Consider the following 25,315-nt stretch of genomic DNA (forward strand, 5'->3'; position numbering starts at 1 on the left):
CTGCATCACCCCGTATAAACCTCCGCCCAACGCTCGATCAGCGCCTGTTGCAGCCGTTTCGCCCGCGTGTTGAAGGTCCGCGCGCCCTGCGGTCGTTCTTCTGCTCCTGCCGCTTTCGCCGCCTCACGGCGCGGCACATCGGCGGCGAACACGGCAAAGGCCATGCGCTGACCACCCGGCGCATCGACATAGCCCGCCAGCGCGGAGACGAAATCCAGCGTCCCGGTCTTGGCATGCACGCTCACCGGGCTGTTCTGGATCACATTGCCCTTGTCGTCGCGCATCGGGATCGGTTTCATCAAGGGTGCAAGCGTGGCCTCGACCCCCGGCGCGCTCAGCATATGTACCATGTCCACCGTGGTCACCTTCGAGGCGCCGCCGAGTCCCGAATGATCCACCAGCGCCACATGCCTCATACCCAAAGCCTCCCGCGCCCAGTCGCTCATCGCCGTTGCCGAAGCCGCAAGCGACCCCGGCGACAGCCCCCGCGCCCTGCTCGCCGTCAGACCGATCACCTCCGCCGTCAGGTTGGTCGAGTATTTCAGCATATCGCGCACCACGATGCTCAGGGGCGCACTCTCGATCCGCGCCACCTCCGTGCCACTCATCACCTTGCGCTGTCCCTGCGGGAGACGCACGCCCTGCGCGCGCGCCACCGCCTGAAACACCTCCGCCGCGTAAAGCCCCGGCAGGCGCACCGGCAACCACCGCGCGCCGCCATTGCCAAGCGCTGCCTGCGCGACTGTCCAGTCGTCATAGCCCTGCCCGGCGACGTGATCGAACACCGGCACATCCCGCGCCGCCACTTGCATGCGTGCGATCCGCACATCCGGCGCATAGCGTTCGGCACGTGCGTCCATCTTGAGACTGTAGCTTTCGCCCTGCCGCTTCCACTCGAAATGCACCCGGTTGTAATTCAGGTTCAGCCCGGAAATCGTCGGATTATATCCGGCATATTCCACCTGTTCTCCGTCGATCTGTTCGATCTGCGGCAGAGCCGTGTCGTCGACACAGAACCGCCCGTTGACCCCCGTGATCCCCGCCTCGCGCAGCTTACCCGCCAGCGCGGCAAGGGCATCCGTATCGAGCGTCGGATCCCCGCCGCCCACCAGCACCAGATCGCCTTGCACTACCCCGCTCACCACCGGCCCGGTCGCAAGCACCCGCGTCACAAACCGATGCTCCGCCCCCAGATGATGCAGCGCGTAAAGCGCCGTCACCGTCTTCGCCACCGATGCCGGCGGCAGGCGCAACAGAGGCTCATGCACCTCGTAAATCTCCCCCGCACTCCCCGCGACCGCATAGCTCACCTCGCCCGACAGCCCCGCTGCGGCGACCAGTTCCTCCCCTGCGGGGATCGACTGTTTGAAAAGCTCCGGTGGACGCGCTTTCGGGATCGGCGAGGCGATCAGCCCTTCCGCCCCGGCCCGCATGGCCATGACTTGCGCCGCGCCGCCCAAAAACAGCCCAAGCGCGCGTCGTCGGGAAATCTGTCGGTTGATCTGAGAAAATCCGTGCTCTGTCATGACCGCGAGTTAAGCGCGGCTTTGCGACACGAGCAAGACGGGAAATCCCGTCTTGCGCTTTCCGTGCTCATTCCCCATGCCATGTCGTGCTCGAATACGCCGTTCTCCGAGCCAATCGACATCAGAGCCAATATGCGTCATCACCGGTCACACATGGATCGTTCCCCTCGCGTTAACCTTAATCTGATTAACCTTAACGCTTTCGGGAACCCTGGCAGAGCATCGCGACACGATCCCTGTCACCCCCGCGCCCAGCCGCCCCGCGCCCGGATGTCTGTTGAGGAGGCGTCCGACATCGGCACGTTGATGAAACACCAACACGGTGCCCCGCAACGCCCCAGAAGCCGCGAAGCACGCGCGGGCAGTCTCGCATGGGCAAAGCTCTGCGCCGCCACCGAATTGCGCGCCGCGCCGCGTGTTCCGGGACGGGCGATCACCCCCACCGGCGTTGTTTCCATGATGTCCTTCCAATCCTGCCAGAGATGGAATTGCGCCAGATTGTCCGCGCCCATCAGCCACACGAATGTGACGCCGGGGTACAGCCCCTTGATCGCGTCCAGCGTGGCCGCCGTATAGCGCGTACCGGTCCGGGCTTCGAGATCGGTCACCCGAACCTTCGGGTGCTGCATGATCTGCCGGGCATGGGCGAGGCGCTTCCCCATCGGTGCGGGCCCGCGCGTTTTCAGCGGATTACCGGGGCTTACCAGCCACCACACGCGATCCAGCCCAAAGCGTTTCAGCGCCATCTTTGTAATATGCACATGGCCCTCATGCGCGGGATCGAAGGATCCCCCGAGCAACCCGATCACCTGACCGGGACGGGCGTATGGCAGGTCGGAGCGCATGGTAAACTGCATGACGCTCTGCATGGCGACAAGCATGACGCCTGTCAATCTCCCACGCTTTCGAACATCTTGACGAAAGATTGTAGCTGACTAAAGTCAGACAAAATAACAGACCAAAGTCAGGTATATTTCATGCCCCTCTCCCCGATTGCCCGCATCCGCCGTTTCAACCGCGCCGTCACAACGGAAACCGGCGCGTTGGACCAGAGCTTTCTCGGGCGCGGACGCCCGCTCGGCGCTGCACGGGTTCTGAACGCCATTGGCCCCTCCGGTCGTGCCGTGTCCGATATCCGCGACTTTCTCGATCTCGACACGGGGCTTCTGTCGCGCCTGCTGCGCGCTCTTGAGGACGAGGGGCTGATCGGCGTCGTCGAAGATCGCAAGGACAAACGCCGCCGCTTCGCCGTCCTCACACAGGAAGGCCATCGTGAATACGAAGCCTATGAGAAACTTTCCAACGACCGCGCGCAAACCCTTCTGGATCGCCACCCGCACCCGGAACAGCTTTTGGCCGCGATGGACCTCATCGCCTCCGCGCTGGGCCGCGACCGGATCGAGATTGTCGCCACGGACCCGGAAAGTGCGACCGCCTTTCACTGTCTGGAAAGCTACTACGCCGAACTGGCGGCGCGCTTTTCCATGGGCTTCGACCCCGCCAAAGCCGCCCGCCTCGACAGCGCCGACATGCGCCCCCCGCGCGGGCAGTTCCTCGTCGCCCTTTCCGACGGGCTTCCGTCGGGCTGCGTCGGCCTCAAGGGCACCGATAAAGGGTTTGCCGAAATCAAACGCCTCTGGGTCGCGCCGTCTGCGCGCGGACTTGGCCTTGCCAAACGCCTGATGTCAGAGATCGAAACCCACGCGCGGGAAATGGGCATCACCACTTTGCGGCTGGACACCAACTCCGCCCTGCCCGAAGCGGCGGGACTGTATCACAAGCTCGGATGGACCGAGATCGAGCGGTTCAACGACGATCCCTACCCGGATTTGTTTTTTGAGAAGAGGGTGTGAGGCTGGACCCTTTCAATGCGACCTTTTTTTCATCGAAGTCAGATAAAAGGAATGCGTGACTGCTTGATATCAGGTCGACCACATCCAAACTGAAAGAAGTAATTTTCGGCATAGCGCTCAAGCTTGTCAAAATTCATTTTCGGCCCAGCCCAAAGCTCCTTAATAGCTAGCGGCTTTTTCAACTTCATAAATATTTTCTCATCATCAAAACTCAGTCGAAAGATTTTGCGAAATTCGCCATTTACAACTTGGTAGGACTGACGGAAACGGTCAATAGAAACGATACCTCCACGACAGAGAAGTCGGTATTCTTTTTCTTCTCGAAAGGCGTCGTTTTTACTGAGTTTTATCCAATCATCAACCTGACATACGACCGACATGTGTCCGCCCTCCGCCAACTTTGTCCGAACATCCGTCCCATTGAGTTGAGGGAGGAAAGACGCATCATAACGCACCCTTTGAGGGTCGGAGAAATGACTTAACTTATTCTCCAGATGCTCTTGCGCCAAAGTTTTCAGATCTTCCACGTTGAACACAATCGCAACGGCCTGATTTCCGCCAACGGCCCCGCCATATCCGCGCCACATCGACAGACTGTCTCGCGCTTCTGAAAGGCTTATAATTTGACCGTTACAGCGTGTTTCAAGGTCACTCAAGACGTCCTCTACTTTCTCGAAGTGGTCAGAAGGCGCAAACCCTTCTCTGGCAAAAATCTCTTTCAAAACATTAATGCCGTACTTGAATTCCTGCGTATCATTCAACGCGCGAAAATCTGTGGCCAACAAAGACTGAGACTGAAGAATAGCCGTCAAACTATCGAATGTCGTGTAGTGCCAAAGCTCTGATGGTTCAGACAAGTCAATGCCTCCTGTGAAATCAGGAGCCATAATATCCACTCAGACAGTGACGCGCAAAGTGGGTTCCTTCGCATCCCCCCTTCCCATCCCCCCTCTTCCCACGCTAAACCACCGCCCAAACCAGACATCCCAAGGAGCCCCCAATGGCAGCCTATCAATACGTCTACCACATGGACGGCGTGTCCAAGACCTACCCCGGCGGCAAGAAGGTGTTCGAGAACATCCGCCTCTCCTTCCTTCCGGGCGTGAAGATCGGTGTGGTCGGTGTCAACGGCACCGGCAAATCGACCCTCATGCGCATCATGGCGGGCATCGACAAGGAGTATCAGGGCGAGGCCTGGGCCGCCGAGGGTGCGAAAGTCGGCTACCTCCCGCAGGAGCCCGAGCTTGACCCCTCCCTCGACGTCCGTGGCAACGTGATGCTCGGTGTCGCCGCCAAGAAGGCCATTCTTGATCGCTACAACGAACTCGCCATGAACTACTCGGACGAGACCGCCGACGAGATGGCCAGGCTCCAGGACGAAATCGACGCCCAGAACCTCTGGGATCTCGACAGCCAGATCGACGTGTCCATGGAGGCGCTGCGTTGCCCCCCCGATGACGCCGATGTCACCACGCTGTCGGGCGGTGAGAAACGCCGTGTCGCGCTCTGCAAACTGCTGCTCGAAGCCCCCGACATGCTCCTCCTTGACGAACCCACCAACCACCTCGACGCCGAAACCATCGCCTGGCTGCAACAGCACCTCATCGAGTACAAGGGCACGATCCTGATCGTCACCCACGACCGCTACTTCCTCGATGACATCACCGGCTGGATTCTCGAGTTGGACCGCGGCCGCGGCATCCCCTACGAGGGCAACTATTCCGCATGGCTCGAACAGAAAGCCAAGCGGCTTGAGCAGGAAGCCAAGGAAGACAAGGCCCGCCAGAGGACGCTTGAACGCGAACTTGAATGGATGCGGCAGGGGCAGAAAGCCCGTCAGGCCAAGCAAAAGGCCCGGATCGACCGCTACAACGATCTGGCCTCACAATCCGAGCGCGACAAGATCAACCGCGCACAGATCGTCATCCCGAACGGACCGCGCCTCGGCTCCAAGGTCATTGAGGTGCATGGCCTCTCGAAACACATGGGCGACAAGCAACTGATCGAAGATCTGTCCTTCTCTCTGCCGCCGGGCGGCATCGTCGGTGTGATCGGCCCGAACGGCGCCGGTAAATCGACGCTCTTCCGCATGCTCACCGGCCAGTTGGAGCCCGACGCCGGCACCATCGAATATGGCGATACCGTCAAGCTGTCCTATGTCGACCAGTCCCGCGACGATCTCGACCCGAACGCCACCGTGTTCGAGGCGATTTCGGATGGGCAACAGGTCATCGCCTTGGGCGACGCCGAAATGAACGGCCGGGCGTACTGTTCCGCCTTCAACTTCAAAGGCGGCGATCAGCAGAAGAAAGTCGGCGTCCTCTCCGGCGGTGAACGCAACCGTGTGCACATGGCGCGTCTGTTGAAAAGCGGCGGCAACGTGCTCCTACTCGACGAACCGACGAACGACCTGGACGTCGAAACGCTACGCGCGCTGGAAGACGCGCTGACAGACTTCGCAGGCTGCGCCGTGGTCATCTCCCACGACCGCTTCTTCCTCGACCGCATCTGTACCCACATTCTGGCGTTCGAAGACGACGCCCATGTGGAATGGTTCGAAGGCAACTTCGAGGATTACGAGGAAGACAAGAAGCGCCGGTTGGGGCCGGATGCCTTGGAGCCCAAGCGTCTGAAATACAAAAAGTTTTCCCGCTAAGAACGTGCAAAGGCTCCCTCGGGAGCCTTTGTCACGAGCGCGAGGCAGCGTATTTTCAAAGAAAATGCGCGTTCGCTCCCTGTGGAGCAAGGGCGGAAGGTTTCAGATCAGGATCATTGACAAAGGCGCCCTCGGGCGCCTTTATTTTTTAGATAATGGCAATTCTGCTTTTACACTGCGACCGACATACGCGACGACATCTTGAGTATTTTATGTCCCAAAACATCAACAAAAACGCTTTAAAAACGAACCTCTTCAATGAAGGTCAGAAAGCATTAGATGCTCTCGGAATTCATGAAGACATATACATATGCCCGCTGTGCCTAGACGAGCACGACAGAGGTTCCCTTGGTCGTGAGAACGGGCAGGAGCCGCAACTCACATTAGAGCATGTTCCGCCGAAATCAGTCGACGGAAAAGAAATCATCCTAACATGTAAAAAATGTAACAACTTCGCAGGCCATGCCTACGACGCCCATCTCGCTGGCGCAGGAAGATTACACAAACGCTCACATGGCACATTGAGCAAAAGCGATGGCGAGTATGGCTCCATCAAAATAAGTGCGGCAAGCATCACCGTAAATGCAAAAATTGCAGTAAAAAACGGGGGATATCATTTCCAAATAATTGAAAACACTAATGACCCTTCAAAAATCAAACAATTCGCAGACTTCATGCATGGCGTGAAAGCAGGAAGCGAAATGACATTTACATTTGAGGAAAGGGCAAATGCCAAAAGGGCAAATTTTTCTCTGCTCCGTAGCGCGTATCTCACAATGGTAGCAGCGTTTGGGTACACTTATGTTTTCGCACAAAACATTCAAAAATTACGCTTGGCAATTGTTAACGAACAACTCGATTTCCCAACTCGCTTTGTCTATCCGCGAAACGAACCCGGGAATAAAATTATCTTCATTAGTGATCAGAAAATCGCGCTTGTTCAGTTTGATCGAGTTGCTGTCGTGATGCCACTTCTTCACTGCGACGAAGAATCTTATCAAGAAATCACCCGTTCAGCGCACAAGATTTCTGGTCAATGCGAATCCATTAAGTTGCCTCAAAGCTTCATCGCGCAGCTAGACCATTCTGGACGTTATTCGGCCAAGTTTTACAATCCCCCCGCGCCTGACCCTTAGGGGGAGGTGCGTGAAACGCGCCTTCCCGTCGCACCAAAGGTGCGCCGTTCATAGTCGGCACGCCTCCGGCGTGACGGGGAAAGGGTAAGGCGGCTCCGCCGAAGGCTTGCGTCAAAGATGCCAAGGCATCTTTGATTGATCTCCATTCCCCCACATTCAGTCTCTCTCACACCCCTCTCAGAACACACCTCTCCCAGCGTCTTTGCCACGCTGAGAAGCGAACACCAACAAGCTTTCACGGCCCAACACGAGGGGGCGCGTGCGGTATTCGAGGGCGTTGAGGCGTCCGTTGCGGGCTTTTTCTGCAAAGTTGGTCATGGCATCTCTCTGTATGTATCTGGGCGGTGTTGGGCTGGGGGCGTTCGGGGCCTGAGCCGATCAGATCAGGCGACCGGACCGTTCAAGCGGCGTGTTGCAGAACACAAAGATCCCCTCGTTCCTGCGGCGCGGCGCAATATGACGCGTGCGTTGCTCGGGCGTGTTGTTCCGGTCAGGATGCGTGATGCCAGCGAAAGTATCCATGGGGCTGTTCCCTGTAAGTCGGTGTCTCGTTTGTTACTCGAACCGCCACAATCGCTACGTTGAATCACTATTGCGTCGCGTTTTGTCGGAAAATGGACCAAAAAGCGCCCAAATCGCGCCCATTTTTGGCCAAAACTGTGTCAACCAGAGGCTGGACCCTTCTTTAAAAGGGATGTTTTGGGCATCAATGTGATCAAAAGGCGGTTTTTCCTGACATCTCGCCCAACTTGCGGACACGGCCCGACACACCGTTTCGCCATGGAAGAACCGCAATCCTCTCGTTGCCCGGCCCTTCTCTCTCCGGAACGTTTCGCCCTTGCGGAAATCCCTATACAACTCCCCGAAAACCTGTCATACGGACGGCGCGACGTTACCTCTATCGACCCTTCTGTTCTCCTTTACCGGCCACAGTCTTCGATCGACCACTGACTAGCCGGGTCCCTGCAATCTCGTGAGGGACAAAACAAAACAGGAGTACACACGATGGCCAATGGCACCGTGAAATGGTTCAATTCCACCAAAGGTTTCGGCTTTATCCAACCGGAAGGCGGCAGCAAAGACGTGTTCGTTCACATCTCCGCCGTCGAGCGTTCCGGCCTCACCGGCCTGGCCGATGGCGCGAAGGTCACCTTCGACATCGAAGCCGGTCGTGACGGTCGCGAATCTGCGGTGAACCTCGTTCTCGCCTAAACTTAGGCAAACGCAGGACAATTCGGCTCGGGCGCCTGTCGCGTCCGGGCCTTTTTCATATCCGGCGCGCAGAAAGATAGACAGGGCATCGGGGTCATTCCCCGCAGCCAGAGGGAAAGCGATCTCCACTCCAAAGCCTCAGGCAAACGCCATCAGATCGCCATCGCCCTCGCGGTCATGGCGTAGCGTCAACCCGCTCGCCACCACCGCAAGGCCATTGACCTGCACACCGCGATCTTCACGGATCACGCAGGGCGTCATACGGATGGAGCCAAACCCCGCCTCCCTCAGAAGGGCCTCGACATAAGCCTGTGAATGAGCAAATCGGCAGCTCTCGCGCAGTTGCACCGGCGCCACGCCAAGCTCGACGGTAAAGGCCAGAACCCCGCCCACGGCCAGTGATCCGGCGCACCAGCCGATCACCCGTTCCAGCGCGCCCAGATAGATGAACACATCCGCCGCCACGATCAGGTCGTAACGCCGTTCCGTCACATCGAGCCGGGCGATGTCGCGCTTTTCCAACACGTCGTAAATGCCTTTGCGATCCGCCTCGACCAGCATGCCATCGGAGATGTCATAGCCTACGAGATGTGTGCAAACGGGGCGCAGAACCGCCCCCATCAATCCGGTGCCACAGCCGAGGTCGAGCGCAGAGCCGAACTGCGTCCGCCCGGCCAGTCTCAGGGACTCCATGAGAATTTCCGGCCCGCGATAAGCGAGCTTGTCCACCAGAGAGCGTTCGAAACGTGGGGCATATTGATCGAACAACAATTCGACGAAGGCGGGTGGCATGGCCTCGGCCACCGGCACCCGGCGCGCCAGATCGCGTTTCAGTCCGGCGCCCAGAGGATCGCGCGGGTCGGCCAGAACCGCCTTGTCCCAGGCCTGACAGGCCGCTTCGATCTCACCCGCAAGTTCGAGAAATTCGCCCAGACGAAACCATCCTGCCGCCCAGACGGGCGCTAGTTCGAGCGCCCCGGACAGGGTTTCGATCGCCCCGGCGAGATCGCCCAAATGCGCAAGGGTTTCGGCAAAGGACGCCCGACGGTCTGCCGTCAGATCGCCCGAGGGAAACAGGCTCCCCGCCATGATCCGGATCTTTCAAAAGGGCCCGCTCATTTGCCGCGTCGGAAATATCGACGGGCCACGCGACGGGCGGCACGCTGCATCCATGTGCATCATCCGCCCGATACGCCACCTTTGGAAATCTGTCAATTGTCCCGTGAACCGTTCCGCGATCTTCCCCGAAACCGCGCATCTCAGCGCTTTTTCACGAACTCGGTCAGGATCACGATGCGCTGACCTTCGACGCGACCCTCGATATGGTTCGCATTGTCAGGGACAAGCGAGATGCCCCGCACCGCCGTACCGCGCTTGGCGGTAAAGCCTGCGCCCTTGACCGGCAGGTCCTTGATCAGGGTCACCGTGTCACCGGCGGAGAGCACGGCACCTTGGCTGTCGCGGTGGATGATCTCCGGACCGGCCGCCTTGGCCCAGTCTTCGATCTCCGGTTCGAGATAGAGCATATCGAGCGCATCCGCCGCCCAGGCCTCGTCGCGGAACCGGTTCAGCAGGCGCCAGGACAGCACCTTGACCGCATCGCGCTCCGACCACATCGAGGTGGTGAGTGCCTGCCAATGCCTCTCCGGCACCGGCTCACCCTTGAGACCCGCGGCGCAGGTATCGCAGAGGGCAACCACATCCGTACGCGGGCTCATCGCCACCTCGGTCAAGGGACCCGATGCCCCACAAATCTCACATTCGGCCATCTCGCCCTCCATTTTTCGCGGACCCTAAGGCGCTCCCCCTATCGGAGCAAGCGACAAACTGCCGCCCATGTCGCAGCAGAACCTGAAACGGGGAGAAAATCGGCGCAGAGCCCCTTTCCTCCCGCGTGCAAAATCCGCATAGTCGCAACGACGGGGGGACCGTCTGAGGGAAAGTCGACCGTGCCGAACGCGACAAGATCAACTGTTCTATCCGCCATCCTGCTGCTCTGCGCCAGTGCCGCGCAGGCCTTTGACGCGCGTCTGGAAACCACTGCGGGAGACGATCTCAAGGCCCAGCTCAAAGCGGCCTCCGCCGTACTGGAAGCCGCCGAAACCGATGTCTCTGCACCCGAGGAAATCATTGCCGCCGTACAAAGCGATTACCGCAGCCTGATCGGCGCGCTTTATCGGGAAGGCTATTACGGGCCAACCGTTTCGATCCGGGTGGACGGTCAGGAAGGCGCGTCCATGTCGTTGATTTCCCTGCCATCGTCCATCCGAAACGTCGTCATCTCCGTCACCCCCGGCCCGCGTTTCGTCTTCGGCACTGCCCGCGTTGCCCCGCTTGCGCCCGGCACCGAACTGCCCGAAGGCTTCGCCTCTGGCGAGACAGCACAGTCGAACCTCATCGCGGATGCCTCTGAGATCGCCATCGACAGCTGGCGTGCCGCCTCTCATGCCAAAGCCGAACTGGCCGATCAATCCATCGTCGCTGATCATCGTGACAAAACACTCGACGCGAAACTGACCATCGCCCCCGGCCCCGCCGTTACCTTTGGCAAGCTGCACTTCGCCGGCAAGACGACCGTGCGAAACAGTCGCCTCTCGCGCATCGCCAACCTGCCGACGGGGAGCGCCTACAGTCCCGAAAAGCTCGACCTTGTGACCAAACGGCTGCAAAAGACCGGCACGTTCCGCTCCATCACGCTGCGGGAGGCCGAAGACCTGAACCCCGACAACAGCCTCGACATCACCGCCACGCTGGTCGATGAGAAACCACGCCGTTTCGGGTTCGGTGCCGAATTGTCCTCGCTCGAAGGTGGCACACTCAGCGCCTACTGGATGCATCGCAATCTGACCGACAATGCCGACCGGCTGCGCTTCGAGGGCGAAGTGGCCGGGCTCGGCAGCACGACCGGCGTGGATGTGACCCTTTCGTCCAGCTACCGACGCCCCGCGACGGTGACGCGCAAGACGACACTGGTTCTGAACGCCACCATCGAGCATCTCGACGAACCGGAATATCTTTCCGACAGCGGCGAGTTTACCTTCGGGTTCGAGGTCGAGACCTCGCCCAATTCGACCTTTTCCGCGGGGCTCGGCTATCGGTATTCCGAGGTCGAGGACGATTTGGGCTCGCGCAGCTTCTCCCATGTGATCCTGCCGATGGAAGGGAGCCGCGACACCCGGGACAACTCTCTGAACCCGACCTCCGGCACCTATTTCGAGGCGGAAATCCAGCCCTTCATCGGGGTGAGCGGATCGGCCTCCGGCACCCGGATTTTCGCCGACGGACGCGCCTATCGCGCCTTTGGCGACGACGACCGCTTCACTCTTGCGGGACGGTTGCAACTCGGGTCCATCCTGTGGGCCGATTACACCGAAGTGCCACCCGACATGTTGTTCTTCTCCGGCGGCGGCGGCACGGTGCGGGGCCAGCCTTATCAGTCCCTGGCCGTCGATCTCGGCGGCGGGGACGAGACCGGCGGGTCGAGTTTCTTCGGCTTTTCCGGCGAGCTACGCACCAAGGTCAAAGGCAATATTTCCGTCGTGGGCTTCTACGATCTCGGCGGCATCGGCACCAGTTCCCTGCCGGGTGACAATGCCGAATGGCATGCGGGCGCGGGGCTTGGTCTGCGCTACAACACGGGCTTCGGTCCGATCCGTTTCGACCTCGCGGGGCCGGTCTCCGGCAACACCGGAAACGGCATGCAAATCTACATCGGGATCGGACAGGCGTTTTGAAAAAGCTTCTCCCCATCACCCTCGCCGCGACCCTGCCGCTCGCGCTTGTCGCTCAGGACAATACGTCTGACGGCGAGAACGCGGCCGAAACCGCGCGCGACCGTTCCATGATCGTCGGCTTTCTCGAAGACAACCTGTCGGGCGCCGGGCGCGACATTCGTATCGAGGGCTTCAAGGGGCTTTTGTCCTCCACCGCCACGATGGACGAACTGACCATCGCCGACGAGACCGGCGTCTGGTTCACACTGCGCGATGCTGAACTGAACTGGAGCCGCACGGCGCTTCTGGCCGGACGGCTCGAAGTGACGCGGATCGCCGCAGGCGAGATCCTGTTCGACCGTCTGCCTGTCGCAGGTCAAGAAGAGGGCGTGGATCTGCCCGACCCGGAGGCCAAGCCCTTTTCCCTTCCCGATCTGCCGGTCTCCATCGACATCGGCGTGATCGAGGCCGAACGCGTGCGCCTTGGCGCGCCGGTGCTCAAACTCGGCGAGGCGGTTGAGATCAGCCTCACCGGTTCCGCCCGGCTCAAAGATGGCTCGGGGGAAACCGCGCTCGAAATCGCCCGGATCGACGGCACGGAGGGGGCGTTTTCCCTTTCCGCGTCCTTCGACAACGCGAGTGAAGAACTGTTCCTCGATCTGTCACTGGCCGAAGGCCCCGGCGGCATCGTCTCGACACTCGCCAACCTCCCCGGCTCGCCCTCGCTGGCGCTGACCGCCAAGGGATCGGGCCCTCTCGACGGGTTTGCCACCGACATCACACTGGCGACGCAGGGACAGGAACGACTCACGGGCCGTGTCGCACTGACCGCAGAGCCCGATCCGGAAACACCCGACGCGCCCGCACCACGCCGCTTTGCCGCCGATCTCTCCGGCGATCTGACTCCGCTGTTCAGCGCCGAATACGCCCGCTTCTTCGGCCCCTCCTCCACCCTCACCGCGCAGGGCCTGTCCTATCCCGAGGGCGGTTTCGATCTCGAACGGTTCGCGCTGTCGACCCGCACCCTGTCGCTGGTCGGTGCCACGAATATCGCCGCCGATGGCTGGCCCAATTCCTTTTCGCTCTCGGGCACACTCGAAAGTCCCGACGACCGCCCCGTGCTTTTGCCCTTCGGCTCTTCCCGCTCCATGGTGCAACATGCTGAAATTCTCGCCAATTACGACGTGACGCGCGGGCAAAGCTGGTCCGCCTCCCTCGATATGCAGGAGTATGCGCAGGACGGGCTCGATATCGGTTCCGCGCGTTTGGGCGCACAGGGCACGATCACCCGGCAACGTCGTGAAACGGGCACCGATGCGGGAACCATCCTGGGCGCGATCAAGGCCCGTTTCGGTCTGACGGTTCAGGACTTTGCCTCCGAAGACCCCGCCCTGCAAGAGGCCGTGGGCAGTGCACCCGCGCTCACCGGACAGGTGTTCTGGCGCGAAGGACAGCCTTTTGTCATCGAAAGCCTTGAGGCACGCACCGACGCCACCCGCGCCACCGCTTCCGGCAGCATCGACGGGTTCGACGACGGGTTCGAATTCACCGGGCGCATGACGCTCGACACGCCCCGGCTCGCCCGCTTTGCCGCGCTCTCCGGACAAGACCTGTCCGGGGCGTTGAGCGCCACCGCGAAAGGCAGCCTCTCGCCGCTGAACGGCACGTTCGACATCGACATGGAGGCCACTGGCACGGACCTGAAATTCGGTATTGAGCAGCTTGACGCCCTGACCGGGGGCGAAAGCTTGTTGAGCGTGGGAGTGAAGCGCGACGAGACCGGCCTGACCCTGCGCCCGACCACGCTGAACACCCGTGCTCTCGACGTCGAGGCCGAAGGACAACTGACCACCGAGAGCGGGGCGCTGTCGCTCACCGCGCGGCTCGACGATGTGGCGCGGCTTGGTGTGGCGCTGAGCGGTCCGCTGAGTATTGAGGCCCAGATGAACCATGCGGGGGCCGAGACGCCCTGGAGTGCGCAGGCGGAGATGACCGGACCGGGCGGCTCGGATGCAAAGCTTTCCGGCACGTTGGCGCAGGACTTCGCAACCGCCGCCCTCTCCCTCACAGGCACCGCGCCTCTGGGCCTGTCGAACCGTCTGACCAGTGCGGCGCTGACCCAAGGCACAACCAGTTTCGATTTTGCCGTGAACGGCCCCCTCGCACTCTCCTCGGTCAGCGGGGAGGTGCAGGTCAATTCCGGCGCACGGGTGGTAATTTCCACAGCCGGGCTGGCGCTCACCGTCGATCTCGGTGTGGTGACGCTCAACGGCGATCAGGCGCAACTCGATTTCGCGGCCAGCGCCGACACCGGCGGCAGCCTGAGCACGAGCGGCCGGATCGGTCTCACCGGCACGCTGCCCGCCAGTCTGACCATCGGACTCAACGCATTGGGCCTCACCGATCCGCAGCTTTACAGCACAACGCTCGACGGCGATCTGAGCTTTGACGGTGGGCTTGCGGGCGGCGGCAATATCGCGGGCACCCTCACGCTCGGGCGCACCGATGTCACCGTCTCACCCGCCGCGCTTGGCAGCGGCGGCGACATTCCCGAGATCACCCATGTCGGCGCCTCCTCTGCCGTCACCACCACGCGCGATCGGGCGGGGCTGATCTTGAGCGAAAGCGGTGGCAGCAGCGCGGCCTATGGGCTCGATCTCACGATCCGCGCGCCGAACCAGATTTTCATCCGCGGGCGCGGACTCGATGCCGAGCTGGGCGGTCAGCTCAGGCTGCGCGGCACCACAGCGGATGTGATCCCGGTCGGACAGTTTTCCCTGATCCGCGGGCGGCTGTCGCTTTTGGGCAAACGCATCACCATGGAAGAAGGCTTCGTCACGCTTCAGGGCGAGTTGGACCCGACCATGCGCCTTGTGGCGGCAACCGAAACCGACACGATGACCGTGCAACTGATCACCGAAGGCCCGCTCAGTTCGCCGGAATTGACACTGTCGTCTTCACCGGAACTCCCCCAGGACGAAATTCTCGCGCAGTTGCTTTTCGGCAAAGATCTGACCGAAATCTCGGCCTTTCAGGCCGCGCAAATGGCCGATGCTGTAGCTACACTCACCGGCGGCGGCAGCGGACTTGTCGGCTCGATCCGGGACAGTTTCGGATTGGACGATCTCGATCTCCAGACGTCGGAGGAAGGCGGCAGCTCGCTCAAACTCGGCAAGTACATTTCCGACAAGGTCTATACCGATGTGACCATCGACAATGAGGGACAGTCGGTGATCAACCTCAATCTCGACGCCAGCCGCAACGTAACGATCAAGGGCTCCGCCAGTTCCGATGGCGACACCGGGGTCGGTGTCTTCTTCGAACGGGACTATTGATCTCCTTGACCCGGCGCAAAGCCATGCCGTGAAAAGGTGCTAAGATCAGACAACGAGATCAGGGAGAAGCGACGTGGCGGAAACGGTCTTTCATACAGAGAAGCTTGTGAAGACCTATCACACCGGCGGCACCGAAGTACGCGCGCTCGACGGTGTGGACCTCGATCTCTATGCGTCCGAATTGACCGTGTTACTGGGGCCGTCCGGGTCGGGCAAATCCACGCTTCTCAACATTCTCGGCGGGCTCGATCATGCCACCTCCGGGCTTGTGGAGTTTCGCGGGCGCGATCTCACCCTGCTGTCGGATCGTGCGTTGACCCGCTACCGGCGCGATCATGTCGGCTTTGTCTTTCAGTTCTACAATCTGGTGCCTTCGCTCACCGCCCGCGAAAACGTCCAGATGGTCACCGACATCGCCCCCAACCCGATGAGCGCCGAAGAGGCGCTGGATCGCGTGGGCATGAGCGACCGGATCGACCATTTCCCCGCCGAACTCTCCGGTGGTCAGCAACAGCGCGTCGCCATTGCACGCGCCATTGCGAAACGCCCCGAGGTGCTGTTGTGCGACGAACCCACCGGGGCTTTGGACAGTGCGACCGGAGTGCAGGTTCTGGAAGCGATCCGCGACATCAACGAAGACCTGGGCACCACCGCCATTGTGATCACCCACAACGCCGCGATTCAGGCCATGGCGCATCGCGTGGTGCGATTTCAGGATGGCAATATCGCCTCGGTGTCCACGAACGAAACCCGGATCAAACCCTCCGAGATCGTGTGGTGAACCATGCATGCGCTCGACAAGAAACTCCTGCGCGATTTCCGACGGCTCTGGGGCCAGTCGCTCGCCATCGCGCTGGTGCTCGCTTGCGGCGTGATGATCCTTCTGACCGCTTTTGGCATGTACCGCGCTCTCGACGACACGCTGGAGGCGTTTTACGAGCGCAATGAATTCGCCGACGTCTGGGCCTCCGCCGAGAAAGCGCCACGTCCACTCCTGAGCGAGATTGCCGCCATCGAGGGCGTGCAACGTGCCGAGGCGCGGGTGCAGGAATATCTGATGCTCGACATTCCGGGCCGGGTAAAATCCGCCACGGGGCTGGCGCTGAGCCTGCCGGAGAATGGTGAATTGCCGGTGCTCAACGTGCCCATCCTGCGTTCCGGTCGTTTGCCCGATCCGCAGGCAACCGACGAGGTTCTGGTGACCGAACCCTTTGCCGAGGCGAACGGATTTACTCTGGGCAACACATTCGATGCGCTGATGTCGGGGCAGAAACGCACACTGATCATCACCGGTACGGCGCTCTCGCCGGAATTCGTCTATGCGATCGGCCCGGGGTCTCTGATGCCGGATGATGCGAGTTTCGGCGTGATGTGGATGCCGCAGCACATGCTCGCCTCGGCATTCGATATGTCTGGCGCGTTCAACACGCTTACCTTGTCGCTGTCGCGGGACGCCAATGAAGACCGGGTGATCGACGCGCTGGACGATCTTCTGTCGCCCTATGGCGGCACCGGTGCCTATGGGCGCGAGGATCAGGCCTCGAATGCTTTCGTGGCCACCGAGATCAAACAGCTCAAGAGCATGGCGACCATATTGCCGCCGGTGTTTTTCGGCATCTCCGCCTTTCTGGTGAATATGGTGATCGGGCGGATCATTGCACTTGAGCGAGCCGAAATCGGATTGCTCAAGGCGCTCGGCTACACCGATCTTCACATCGCTGCACATTATGTGTTGATGGCCGGTCTCATTGCCGTGCTGGGCATCGTGATCGGCTGGATCACCGGCGGCATGTCGGCGCGCTGGATGGCGGCAGAATATACGGAGTATTTCAAATTCCCCTACCTGATCTTCAACGTCTCCTATGACGCCTATGCGATCTCCGGCTTTCTCGCCCTGCTGACCGCCGCCTTCGGCGCGTTGCGCTCCGCCATGGGAGCGGCCCGCCTGCCCCCGGCCGTTGCCATGTCGCCCCCTGCTCCGCCGCGTTACAAACGCACGCTTTTCGACAGAATGCTCGCGAGCGCCCGCCTCAGCCAGCCTTCGATGATGATCTGGCGGTCGGTCTTTCGCTGGCCTGTGCGCGCGGCGGTCTCCGCGCTTGGTCTGTCGCTCGCCGTGGCGATCATGATTGCCGTCGGGTTCTTTTCCTACTCGATAAATGAAATCTCGGACGTCGCCTTCAACCAGTCGAACCGCGAGGACACCGTGCTTCTGTTCTCCAAGGACCGCTCGCTGTCCGCGCTCGAAGACGTGCGCAAACTGCCCGGCGTGATGGAGGCGGAGGGCGAGTTCTACTCGGCCGTCAAGCTGCGTAACGGGCATCTGGAAAAACAGCTTTCCATCATCACCCGTGAGCAGGGCGCGACTCTTGCCCGTTCCATCGACGAAGACGGGCATGTGGTCGAAGCGGAGGGTGGCGGCCTGTTGATCACCACTCGCGTCGCAGAGGTGCTGGAGCTTGCTCCCGGCGATATGGTCGAGGTCGAGTTCATGTCGGGTCGGCGGGAGACCTATAGCCTGCCCGTGGCCGGGGTCACCGAACAGTTTTTCGGCCTCGGCGCTTACATGACGCGGGAGGAAATGGCCCGCATCACCCGCAGCATCCCGCAAATCTCGGTCGCCAATGTCACGCTCGACCCGTCCGAGGATGAGGCCTTCAACGAGAAAATCAAGGACACGCCGATGATCTCCGGGGCGGTGCGCGTCACCGATATGAAAGCCTCGTTTCAGGCCACGGTGGATGAAAACATCTCGATCATGAACGGACTTTTCATCATCGTCGCCGTGCTGATCACCGTCGGGCTGACCTACAACAGCGCCCGCATCCAGCTCTCGGAACGCGCCCGCGAACTCGCGTCCCTGCGCATCCTCGGCTTTTCGAACTGGGAAGTGTCCTACGTTCTGGTCGGAGAAATCATGCTGATCGCCGCACTGGCGCAACCCTTGGGCTGGCTGATCGGCTACGGGCTGGGACATCTCATGGCCGCAAGCTTTACCTCCGATCTCTACAGCATTCCGATGGTCCTGCCGCCCGCCGCCTATGCGACGGCCTCGCTTGTGGTCTTGGCGACTGCTCTCACCTCCGTCATGGTGGTGCGGCGGCGGGTGGACCGTCTTGACCTTGTCTCCGTGATGAAAACCCGGGAGTGACCCGATGACTTCGAAATCCCGCAAATCTCTTCTGGCCCTGATCGTCTTGGCCCTTGTCGCCGCACTGCTGTTCATTGCCTTCCGCCCGCATCCGGTGGCGGTGGACCTTGCCGAGGTGACGCGTGGGCATATGGAGGTGACGATCAACGCCGATGGCAAAACCCGCATTCGTCATCTCTACGAAGTGTCCTCTCCCATCGCGGGCACGGCGCTGCGTTCGCCCGTCGAGGAAGGCGATGCGGTGATTGCCGGGAAAACCGTAGTCGCGCGGGTCGAACCCGTCGCCCCCTCGCTGATCGACGCGCGCAGCCGGGTGCAGCTTGAAGCCGCCGTGCGCGAAGCCGAAGCCGCCGCCGATCTCGCCGCCGCGCAATTGAGGCAGGCAGAGGAAGAACTGTCCTATGCGCAAAGCCAGTTCGAACGCACCAAGGCACTGGTTGCACGCGGCGTCTCCTCGATCACCACGTTGGAGGACGCGCAACAGGTGCTCTCCGTGCGCAACGCCGCACGCGACGCCGCCGTGTCGAATGTGCAGATGGCCCAGTCCTCTCTGGCCCGAGCCAAGGCGGCGCTGATCGAACCGGATGCGACGGAGAACACCGGAGAAAGCTGTTGCGTTGCGCTGACCGCGCCCATCTCCGGCACGGTGCTTTCGATTGAACAGGTCTCGGAACATGCCGTTTCCGTCGGCTCGTCGCTTTTGTCGATCGGCGATGTGACGGACCTTGAAATCGAGGCGGATTTGCTGTCCTCAGACGCGGTGGGGCTCGTCATTGGCGCCCGCGCCATGGTCGAACGCTGGGGCGGGGCACCCGCACTCGAAGCCCGGCTCAAAAGCCTCGCTCCCAAAGCCGAAACCCATACCTCCTCACTCGGCATCGAGGAACAGCGTGTCTCCGCCGTCTTCGATCTCGTCACGCCTGCCGAAGACCGCCCCGGCCTCGGCCATCAGTATTCGGTCTTTCTCAAGGTCGTCGAATGGGAAGACGACGATGTCCTCATGATGCCGGTGTCCGCGATGTTCCGGGATGGAAACGGCTGGGCGGTCTTCGTCAATGACGGCGGCACGGCACGACAACGGGCGATCGGGATCGGCCATCAGTCGGATCGCATGGTCGAGGTGCTCTCCGGGCTGCAAGAGGGCGATCAGGTCATCCCGCATCCTGCCGACACCATTTCGGACGGGGTCAGCATCGTGGACCGCGACAAACTTTGATCCCATCGCCCATTGCGCCCCTACCCCGCCTGTACTGCGACGCACATCGTCTCAGGAGAAATAGCCGATCTGTTCCGCCAGCGACCGCCCCTCTTCGGTGTCCAGAATATGCGCCACCTTGGCCTTATGTGTCGCCACGGCAAAGTCATGCCATTCGGCCAGTTCCGGATCGCGGGCAAACGTCGCCCGGATCTTGCGCGCGGCAGGTGAAGGCGTGGCATAGCGCAGATCGTCATCGCCGGGGGTGTTATAACCCTTCCAATAGTTCAGAGAAGCCCCCAGCCGCTCCGTCAGCACCGCATCGCCCCGATCCACCTTGACCAGAAAGGCCTCCATGCTGCGGATGGCGTAGTGGTTGAGCTGGGCAAATTGTACCGTGCTCAGTGCATCAATCGCCTTGGCGCCACCATCTGTGTATTCCGCATCCAGCACATGACCCGATCCGTCTCGCCAGACATAATTCGTCTGCGAAAACTCCGGTAACAAGGGACGGTGATTGCGTCGCCTGTGGAAATGGATGTCGTTGCGAAAGATCGTCTTCACCGCGTTCATGACCGGCTTGCCCGCCTGTTTCGCCGCTTCATATGCCTTGTTGCGCTGGGTGAACTGTCCCACCAGCGGCGCATCGACCAGTTCCTTCTGCCCGTTGCTGTTGTAGGGGATCGAGGTGAAGGAAATCACATCCGTCGGTCCCACCCGTTCCAGAAATCCGTCGAGGGTCTTCGACCGGGTGTTGACCTGAAGATATTCGTCCACGTCGGAGAACATGATCCAATCCGCATCGCGGTAAATGTTGAACAACGCAGCATAGCGCAGCGTCATGACATGCCAAGCGCCCTGACTGCGTTTGAGCATACGCGGGTTGGGCACATGGGTGACATGACCCATCTCGGCCAGACGGTCGAGAATGCGGTCGGTACCGTCGTCGCAATCGTTGGTCACGACAAAGAAATGATCGAACCCGAGGGACATGTGATGGGCCACCCAGTCGAGGATGTAGGGCCCTTCGTTCTTCATAGGGGTCACGATCATGTAGCGGCTTTTCTTCGCCATTCTCAGCGCCCTTCTTCCATGCCGGTCTGTGTTGGCAGTTTCATCGTCCGGGCGACAGCCTCCACGTCCGAGATTCCTTCGAGGATCACCACAGAGGCGCCAAGCCGGATCTGCACCTCCTCCCCAATGACGTCGATCTCCAGCTCGCCCGGCCAGTCGGACAGATCGAGCACCACCCCCGGATGCCAGTCGGTGATCCGGGTCAACCCACCATAAGCGATGACATAGCGCGTGTTGCCGGGACCACCTGTCAGCGTGTTCTCCCCGGTGCCCACAAGGATCGTGTCGTCGCCCTCTTCCGAGATCACCCGGTTGCGCCCCGGCCCGGTGTCGATCTCGGAACTGCCCGGCCCGTCGTAAATCACGTCATTGCCATGCCCGCCGAGAATGGTGTTATGGCCTTCGTTGCCGTGAATTTCATCGTCACCCGTGCCGCCGTCGAGATGGTCATGACCACCGCCTCCCCACAGGTAATCGTTGCCCGCGCCGCCAAAGAACCGGTTGCGGTCCTTGCGCCGTTTCGAGCGCGCGATCAGCCGGTCATTGCCCGCCCCGCCGTGGAATTCCGCGCCCGCGTATTTCGGCCCGATCATCACGTCATCGCCCAGAGAGCCCTGCACCTCGATGGTCACACGCTCCGAGGTCTCGAACTCGATGGGGCTGTCGGGATGGGCAACGATGCGCAGGCGTTTGCCGTCGCGCGAACCGTCCGCATTGGCTTTCTCGTTGCGCGAGACCACCGTGGCGATGCGGATTTTCTCGACATTCGCGGGGGCATACAGCACGTAATCATCCGGCCCGGCCATGTACCACAGCGTATCCGTACCGCCGTCTTTTTCCTCAACGATCTTCTCGGCATCTGCACCATAGGCCCAGTAATCGTTATTGCCGCGCCCGCCGGCCATCACCACCGTGCCATCCACCGCCATCATCGCGTTCACGCCGTCGGCGGGGTTCTCGAAACCGCGCAGATCAAGCCCGAGGTTGAGCGCACCCCGCACAAGCTCGTCGCGCAACCGCTCAAGGGGGGCGTTCCCGACAAGGTTCGTGGTCTCGCCCGGATCGGCCACAACGTCATAGACATGCTCTTCACCGTTCGGATAGCGGAAGTAGCGATACTGGCTCAGCCCCTCGATGGAGGGCCTCACGGAAAGCGTTCCAAACACGCAAGTGATCGGCGATTTCGTGGTGTCGAAATCCCCGAAACTCTCGTCGATCAGCGGCAAAAGGCTCTGCCCCGACACCCAGTCGGGTCGGTAGGGCAGCCCCGCAAGGTCCATGATCGTCTTCGGTACATTGTGCAGCGACACCGGCAAGGCAACCTCCGTCCCCGCCTCCATCCGCGGCGACCAGACACAAAGCGGCACATGAGCGGCGCTGTCCCATTGGCTCATCTTGTGGAAACTGTCGTGATTGCCGAGATTGAAGCCGTTGTCCGAGAGCAGAAGCACCGTAGTGTTGTCGGCAATCGGGGAGGCCTCCAGCGCATCCATGAAGCGCCCGATCTCGTGATCCACATGCGAGCAAGCGGCGAAATAGGCGCGCACCACCTGCCGCCAGCCCTCATCCCCCGCCTTCTCCGGCGTCCATTGGCCGTTGACGATATAGGCGAGCTCATAAACCGCCATGCCCGGCTGCGGGCCGTGGTAATCCTCTTCGGCGGCAATCTCCGGCCAGACGATCTTGTCGACATCATACATCTGATAGAACCGGTCCGGCGTCACCAGATTGTAATGCGGATGCTTGAACCCGAGCTGGATCAGATGCCGCCGTTTGGGGTCGATCTTAGGCAGATGCTCGATGGCATTCTGCGCCACCCAGTAATCGAAAAACCTGTCGTCCTGTGAGCCGTCGTCATTCGGGTGATTGACGCCCGCAACGCCCGGCCCCTTACCGTCCAGATAGTCCTTGACGCCCTTGCGCCCGCCCTTGTCGTTGGCCTCAACGTCGTGATGGAACAACAGACGTTTGTACTCCTCGGGCATTGCCTTGTAATTGCCGTCGGTTTTGCCGGTGGTAAAGGTCTCGAACCCCGCCCGCCGCAGGTCGTATTGCCAGGCAGCCGTCGGCGGCAGCACATCGCGCCACAGCCGGTTGAGGTCCACAAGCCCGGTGCGGAACGGCGACAGCCCGGTCGCAAGTTCGGCGCGGCAAGGCGCGCAGAGCGGCACCGTCGCATAGGCATTCGTGAACCGCGCGCCGCGTGCCATCAGCCGGTCGATATTGGGCGTCCTGATCTCGATCCCGAAGGCGTTGCGCCATGTGAAAATGTCGATCATGTCATCAATCCAGATGACACAGATATTGTCGCCCTGGACGCTTTCGCGATCAAATCCCATAGGCCGCCTCCTTCTGCCAACAGGCAATCAACTTGTCATAGCGCTCGCCCGCGAAAACATCTTCCCCCGCCCAGATCCAGAGCCGCGCGATCTGTGCCTCGCCCAGCGTCTTGACGATCCCGGCGCGGTCACTGCGACAGCCGATGAAAAGGTCATGGAACCCGCTCTCCAACCCCGAGGGCACGGCAAGCCCACCCGGCGTCTCACCATTCACAGCGAGCTTCATCTTGCCACCCTCGACCGAGGCACAGACCAGCGTAAAACGCCCCTCGGAAAGCGGACAGGGCCGGGTCAGACCTGCCACACCATCACGGAATTTCAACTCCACCACCCCGTCGCTCTCGGTCAGGAACAGGTAATCGCGCCCCTCACGCGGATTCAGCGTCATCAACGTGCCCGCCCGACCAAGCGGGGAGGCGAACACCACCGCCACGCTGAACCGGGGCTGATCGAGCAGCAGTTCCTCATGGGCAAACCCGCAATTCACCCCGTCGCGCAGCCGCAAGACCGGGCGCGCGCCAAGTGTTTCCTGCCGCGCATGACCTTCGTTGGGTTTCGACGGACGCGCGAGCCGCATCCCCGAACGATCGCGCCAACCGGTCACTGTGTCACCCTCGATCACCAGACCCGCCGCATCGAAAACGATCCCGCCGGGGTCCTCGGCGGCTCCCGGTTCCAGCAACAAAGCGCCTTGCGGCAGATCCAGATCGACATAAAGCATCAGCCATGCACCTCAAGTCGGGCGGGTAAAGCCCAGCGTTTCACATCCGGCGCGAGCACGGAGGTCCAAGTATCGCGCAGCGCACCGGGACCGTCCCAGGCATAACTCAGCATCAGCCCCTTGCGCGGGGCCTCCTGCGTCAACTCGATCAGGATATCGCGCGGCTCCTCCGGGTCCACTGTAACGGAGGCTGTCTCCACCGCCCCCTCAGGTCCCTCGATCCGCAATCCGTGATCGACACCGGCCCCGAACGGGTCGTCAGCGTCGATCACCAGAGGCTCTGCGGCGTCGGAGCGCAACCGGATCATCCGCTCCCCCTCCCACTCGGCCAGAAGCAACCGCGGACAATGCCAATTCCGTCCGGCCTCCATCTCCATGAGCGCCGCCGCCTCGGTGCGGGCGCGCTGGCGCATGGCCTCATCGGTCGGACGCAGGGTCGCATTCATCTTCATCGCATAACTCGGAAGGGTAAAAACCGGCCCCATCTCGCCGCCATAAACCGCCAGTTCCCATTGCGCCTGCCGCCGGTCACGACCGGGCACAGAGGCCGTGGTGTCGAACACCATCAACACCGGCACCGGACGCAGGTCGATCTTCCAAAACGCCCGCGCCAATGTTTCAAGCAAGCCACGCATCGCGGAGGCGAACTCCGCCTCCAGCGTCAGAATGTCTTCGAGCACGAAATCGACGCTGAGAGCGGCAAGTTTCGCGGGTTTATCCAAAGTTGCGGCCAGCGCCTTGAGATTGGCGGCGGCCCGCATCAGGTTCCCAAACGCCTTGCCCGCCGCCAGATCGGCCAGAGACGCGGCGCGATCCGTCTCGCAACGCGTCAGCATCAGCGGCAGCCCGCGCCCGGCCTTTTGCCGGAGCCGCAGCATTTCTTCGGCCAGAAGCGCGTCCTGCGTCTGCTCGCGCAACCCTTCGGCGCGAGCGGTCTCCGGCGCATCCTCGATCCCGGCCATACCGACCGCGCCAATGTCATCTTCGGGGGCAACGACGTGATAGGGATAATCCCCCTGCCCTGGAATGGCCCGAGTGCGCCGCGCACCACCGAGGCTCAACACGCCCAGCACCGGCCCCGGCGTCTCCGCCAGAATGGCCCCGCCCGTGACTGCCCGACGATAGCCACGCGGCCCCGCCATACCCGGCAGATTAGCATCGAAAAAAATCCAGTCACCCATCGCCCGCAAGTTCCAGGCATCGAGATCGCCCAGCATCTCCGCGTCCATCGGAGCAAAGAGGCGCTGACGCAGATCCGCAACGACCTGATCGGAGAGTTTCAGGATCAGCCCGGTCTCGTCGAACCGGATCACATCACCGTTGCGCGCGCGCAAAAGCACCCGCCCGTCACCGCCCCGTTCATTCTCCTGTTCGCTGCGCCTGTCGTCGGAAGACATCACCTGT

At 61.3% G+C, this 25,315-nt stretch carries 20 protein-coding genes; 9 read left to right on the top strand and 11 right to left on the bottom strand.

Going from position 1 to position 25,315, the window contains the following annotated elements; genetic code table 11:
- Positions 1–5 precede the first annotated feature (5 nt).
- Both dacB and C8N42_RS06400 read right to left on the bottom strand, forming a co-directional pair.
- A complete protein-coding gene (gene dacB / locus C8N42_RS06395) occupies positions 6–1,526 on the bottom strand; it encodes a D-alanyl-D-alanine carboxypeptidase/D-alanyl-D-alanine endopeptidase (RefSeq protein WP_211309151.1) in 1,521 nt (506 codons plus the stop codon).
- 239 nt (positions 1,527–1,765) lie between these two features.
- Positions 1,766–2,371, bottom strand: coding sequence for a nicotinate-nucleotide adenylyltransferase (locus tag C8N42_RS06400; RefSeq protein WP_107816005.1), 606 nt, complete (start codon positions 2,369–2,371; stop codon positions 1,766–1,768).
- A gap of 132 nt (positions 2,372–2,503) precedes the next feature.
- Here C8N42_RS06400 and C8N42_RS06405 point away from each other — a divergent pair, with 132 nt between their 5' ends.
- Positions 2,504–3,379 (top strand): bifunctional helix-turn-helix transcriptional regulator/GNAT family N-acetyltransferase, encoded by an 876-nt coding sequence (locus C8N42_RS06405; RefSeq protein WP_107815726.1) that lies wholly within the window; start codon positions 2,504–2,506, stop codon positions 3,377–3,379.
- Between the two features lie 38 nt (positions 3,380–3,417).
- Here the strand turns inward: C8N42_RS06405 and C8N42_RS06410 are convergent, their stop codons facing one another.
- Positions 3,418–4,266 (bottom strand): DUF2971 domain-containing protein, encoded by an 849-nt coding sequence (locus tag C8N42_RS06410; protein WP_107815727.1) that lies wholly within the window; start codon positions 4,264–4,266, stop codon positions 3,418–3,420.
- A 113-nt stretch (positions 4,267–4,379) separates the two neighbouring features.
- Here C8N42_RS06410 and ettA point away from each other — a divergent pair, with 113 nt between their 5' ends.
- On the top strand, positions 4,380–6,035 hold the full coding sequence (gene ettA / locus C8N42_RS06415; protein ID WP_107815728.1) for an energy-dependent translational throttle protein EttA: 1,656 nt from the start codon (positions 4,380–4,382) through the stop codon (positions 6,033–6,035).
- Between the two features lie 212 nt (positions 6,036–6,247).
- Positions 6,248–7,171 carry an HNH endonuclease gene (locus C8N42_RS06420; protein ID WP_146168247.1) on the top strand — a complete coding sequence of 308 codons (924 nt, stop codon included), beginning with the start codon at positions 6,248–6,250 and terminating at the stop codon, positions 7,169–7,171.
- A 177-nt stretch (positions 7,172–7,348) separates the two neighbouring features.
- On the opposite strand, the gene C8N42_RS21555 is transcribed toward C8N42_RS06420, so the two are convergent.
- A complete protein-coding gene (locus C8N42_RS21555; RefSeq protein WP_170109229.1) occupies positions 7,349–7,489 on the bottom strand; it encodes a hypothetical protein in 141 nt (46 codons plus the stop codon).
- A 60-nt stretch (positions 7,490–7,549) separates the two neighbouring features.
- Positions 7,550–7,693, bottom strand: coding sequence for a hypothetical protein (locus C8N42_RS21560; RefSeq protein WP_170109230.1), 144 nt, complete (start codon positions 7,691–7,693; stop codon positions 7,550–7,552).
- Positions 7,694–8,176: 483 nt separating this feature from the next.
- On the opposite strand from C8N42_RS21560, the gene C8N42_RS06425 reads away from it, so the two are divergent.
- Positions 8,177–8,383: a cold-shock protein gene (locus C8N42_RS06425; RefSeq protein ID WP_066708083.1), complete on the top strand. Its 207-nt coding sequence runs from the start codon at positions 8,177–8,179 to the stop codon at positions 8,381–8,383.
- Between the two features lie 138 nt (positions 8,384–8,521).
- Here the strand turns inward: C8N42_RS06425 and C8N42_RS06430 are convergent, their stop codons facing one another.
- Both C8N42_RS06430 and C8N42_RS06435 read right to left on the bottom strand, forming a co-directional pair.
- Positions 8,522–9,472: a class I SAM-dependent DNA methyltransferase gene (locus tag C8N42_RS06430; RefSeq protein WP_107815730.1), complete on the bottom strand. Its 951-nt coding sequence runs from the start codon at positions 9,470–9,472 to the stop codon at positions 8,522–8,524.
- A gap of 170 nt (positions 9,473–9,642) precedes the next feature.
- Positions 9,643–10,152, bottom strand: coding sequence for a PhnA domain-containing protein (locus C8N42_RS06435; protein WP_107816006.1), 510 nt, complete (start codon positions 10,150–10,152; stop codon positions 9,643–9,645).
- A gap of 180 nt (positions 10,153–10,332) precedes the next feature.
- Between C8N42_RS06435 and C8N42_RS06440 the strand changes: the two genes are divergently transcribed.
- The 5 genes from C8N42_RS06440 (at position 10,333) to C8N42_RS06460 (ending at position 19,798) form a co-directional block, all read left to right on the top strand.
- Positions 10,333–12,117 carry an autotransporter assembly complex protein TamA gene (locus tag C8N42_RS06440; RefSeq protein ID WP_107815731.1) on the top strand — a complete coding sequence of 595 codons (1,785 nt, stop codon included), beginning with the start codon at positions 10,333–10,335 and terminating at the stop codon, positions 12,115–12,117.
- On the top strand, positions 12,114–15,431 hold the full coding sequence (locus C8N42_RS06445) for a translocation/assembly module TamB domain-containing protein (RefSeq protein ID WP_107815732.1): 3,318 nt from the start codon (positions 12,114–12,116) through the stop codon (positions 15,429–15,431). The genes C8N42_RS06440 and C8N42_RS06445 overlap by 4 nt, the downstream gene beginning before the upstream one ends.
- A gap of 73 nt (positions 15,432–15,504) precedes the next feature.
- A complete protein-coding gene (locus C8N42_RS06450) occupies positions 15,505–16,212 on the top strand; it encodes an ABC transporter ATP-binding protein (RefSeq protein ID WP_107815733.1) in 708 nt (235 codons plus the stop codon).
- A 3-nt stretch (positions 16,213–16,215) separates the two neighbouring features.
- The gene (locus C8N42_RS06455) at positions 16,216–18,582 is read left to right on the top strand and encodes an ABC transporter permease (protein ID WP_107815734.1); all 2,367 of its coding nucleotides are present in this window, start codon (positions 16,216–16,218) and stop codon (positions 18,580–18,582) included.
- A gap of 4 nt (positions 18,583–18,586) precedes the next feature.
- Entirely contained in the window at positions 18,587–19,798 is a 1,212-nt protein-coding gene (locus tag C8N42_RS06460) for an efflux RND transporter periplasmic adaptor subunit (RefSeq protein ID WP_107815735.1), read from the top strand.
- A 51-nt stretch (positions 19,799–19,849) separates the two neighbouring features.
- Here the strand turns inward: C8N42_RS06460 and C8N42_RS06465 are convergent, their stop codons facing one another.
- The 4 genes from C8N42_RS06465 to C8N42_RS06480 are packed head-to-tail and all read right to left on the bottom strand — an operon-like array spanning position 19,850 to position 25,308.
- Positions 19,850–20,851, bottom strand: a complete 1,002-nt coding sequence (locus C8N42_RS06465; protein WP_107815736.1) for a glycosyltransferase family 2 protein — start codon at positions 20,849–20,851, stop codon at positions 19,850–19,852.
- A gap of 2 nt (positions 20,852–20,853) precedes the next feature.
- Positions 20,854–23,190, bottom strand: coding sequence for a sulfatase-like hydrolase/transferase (locus tag C8N42_RS06470; protein WP_107815737.1), 2,337 nt, complete (start codon positions 23,188–23,190; stop codon positions 20,854–20,856).
- Positions 23,180–23,911 (bottom strand): LamG domain-containing protein, encoded by a 732-nt coding sequence (locus C8N42_RS06475; RefSeq protein WP_107815738.1) that lies wholly within the window; start codon positions 23,909–23,911, stop codon positions 23,180–23,182. The genes C8N42_RS06470 and C8N42_RS06475 overlap by 11 nt, the downstream gene beginning before the upstream one ends.
- Positions 23,911–25,308, bottom strand: coding sequence for a hypothetical protein (locus C8N42_RS06480; RefSeq protein WP_107815739.1), 1,398 nt, complete (start codon positions 25,306–25,308; stop codon positions 23,911–23,913). The genes C8N42_RS06475 and C8N42_RS06480 overlap by 1 nt, the downstream gene beginning before the upstream one ends.
- Positions 25,309–25,315: the final 7 nt, after the last annotated feature.

It is taken from the genome of Celeribacter persicus, from assembly GCF_003050785.1.
Classification (GTDB): domain Bacteria; phylum Pseudomonadota; class Alphaproteobacteria; order Rhodobacterales; family Rhodobacteraceae; genus Celeribacter; species Celeribacter persicus.

Excerpts from the sequence above, each read along its gene's own strand:
- C8N42_RS06430 (WP_107815730.1), bottom strand. The coding sequence starts at position 9,472 with ATGGCGGGGAGCCTGTTTCCCTCGGGCGATCTGACGGCAGACCGTCGG.
- C8N42_RS21560 (WP_170109230.1), bottom strand. The coding sequence starts at position 7,693 with ATGGATACTTTCGCTGGCATCACGCATCCTGACCGGAACAACACGCCC.
- C8N42_RS06470 (WP_107815737.1), bottom strand. The coding sequence starts at position 23,190 with ATGGGATTTGATCGCGAAAGCGTCCAGGGCGACAATATCTGTGTCATC.
- C8N42_RS06400 (WP_107816005.1), bottom strand. The coding sequence starts at position 2,371 with ATGCGCTCCGACCTGCCATACGCCCGTCCCGGTCAGGTGATCGGGTTG.
- C8N42_RS06480 (WP_107815739.1), bottom strand. The coding sequence starts at position 25,308 with ATGTCTTCCGACGACAGGCGCAGCGAACAGGAGAATGAACGGGGCGGT.
- C8N42_RS06410 (WP_107815727.1), bottom strand. The coding sequence starts at position 4,266 with ATGGCTCCTGATTTCACAGGAGGCATTGACTTGTCTGAACCATCAGAG.
- C8N42_RS21555 (WP_170109229.1), bottom strand. The coding sequence starts at position 7,489 with ATGACCAACTTTGCAGAAAAAGCCCGCAACGGACGCCTCAACGCCCTC.
- C8N42_RS06425 (WP_066708083.1), top strand. The coding sequence starts at position 8,177 with ATGGCCAATGGCACCGTGAAATGGTTCAATTCCACCAAAGGTTTCGGC.
- C8N42_RS06405 (WP_107815726.1), top strand. The coding sequence starts at position 2,504 with ATGCCCCTCTCCCCGATTGCCCGCATCCGCCGTTTCAACCGCGCCGTC.
- C8N42_RS06460 (WP_107815735.1), top strand. The coding sequence starts at position 18,587 with ATGACTTCGAAATCCCGCAAATCTCTTCTGGCCCTGATCGTCTTGGCC.
- C8N42_RS06420 (WP_146168247.1), top strand. The coding sequence starts at position 6,248 with ATGTCCCAAAACATCAACAAAAACGCTTTAAAAACGAACCTCTTCAAT.
- C8N42_RS06475 (WP_107815738.1), bottom strand. The coding sequence starts at position 23,911 with ATGCTTTATGTCGATCTGGATCTGCCGCAAGGCGCTTTGTTGCTGGAA.
- dacB (WP_211309151.1), bottom strand. The coding sequence starts at position 1,526 with ATGACAGAGCACGGATTTTCTCAGATCAACCGACAGATTTCCCGACGA.
- C8N42_RS06465 (WP_107815736.1), bottom strand. The coding sequence starts at position 20,851 with ATGGCGAAGAAAAGCCGCTACATGATCGTGACCCCTATGAAGAACGAA.
- C8N42_RS06435 (WP_107816006.1), bottom strand. The coding sequence starts at position 10,152 with ATGGCCGAATGTGAGATTTGTGGGGCATCGGGTCCCTTGACCGAGGTG.
- C8N42_RS06455 (WP_107815734.1), top strand. The coding sequence starts at position 16,216 with ATGCATGCGCTCGACAAGAAACTCCTGCGCGATTTCCGACGGCTCTGG.
- ettA (WP_107815728.1), top strand. The coding sequence starts at position 4,380 with ATGGCAGCCTATCAATACGTCTACCACATGGACGGCGTGTCCAAGACC.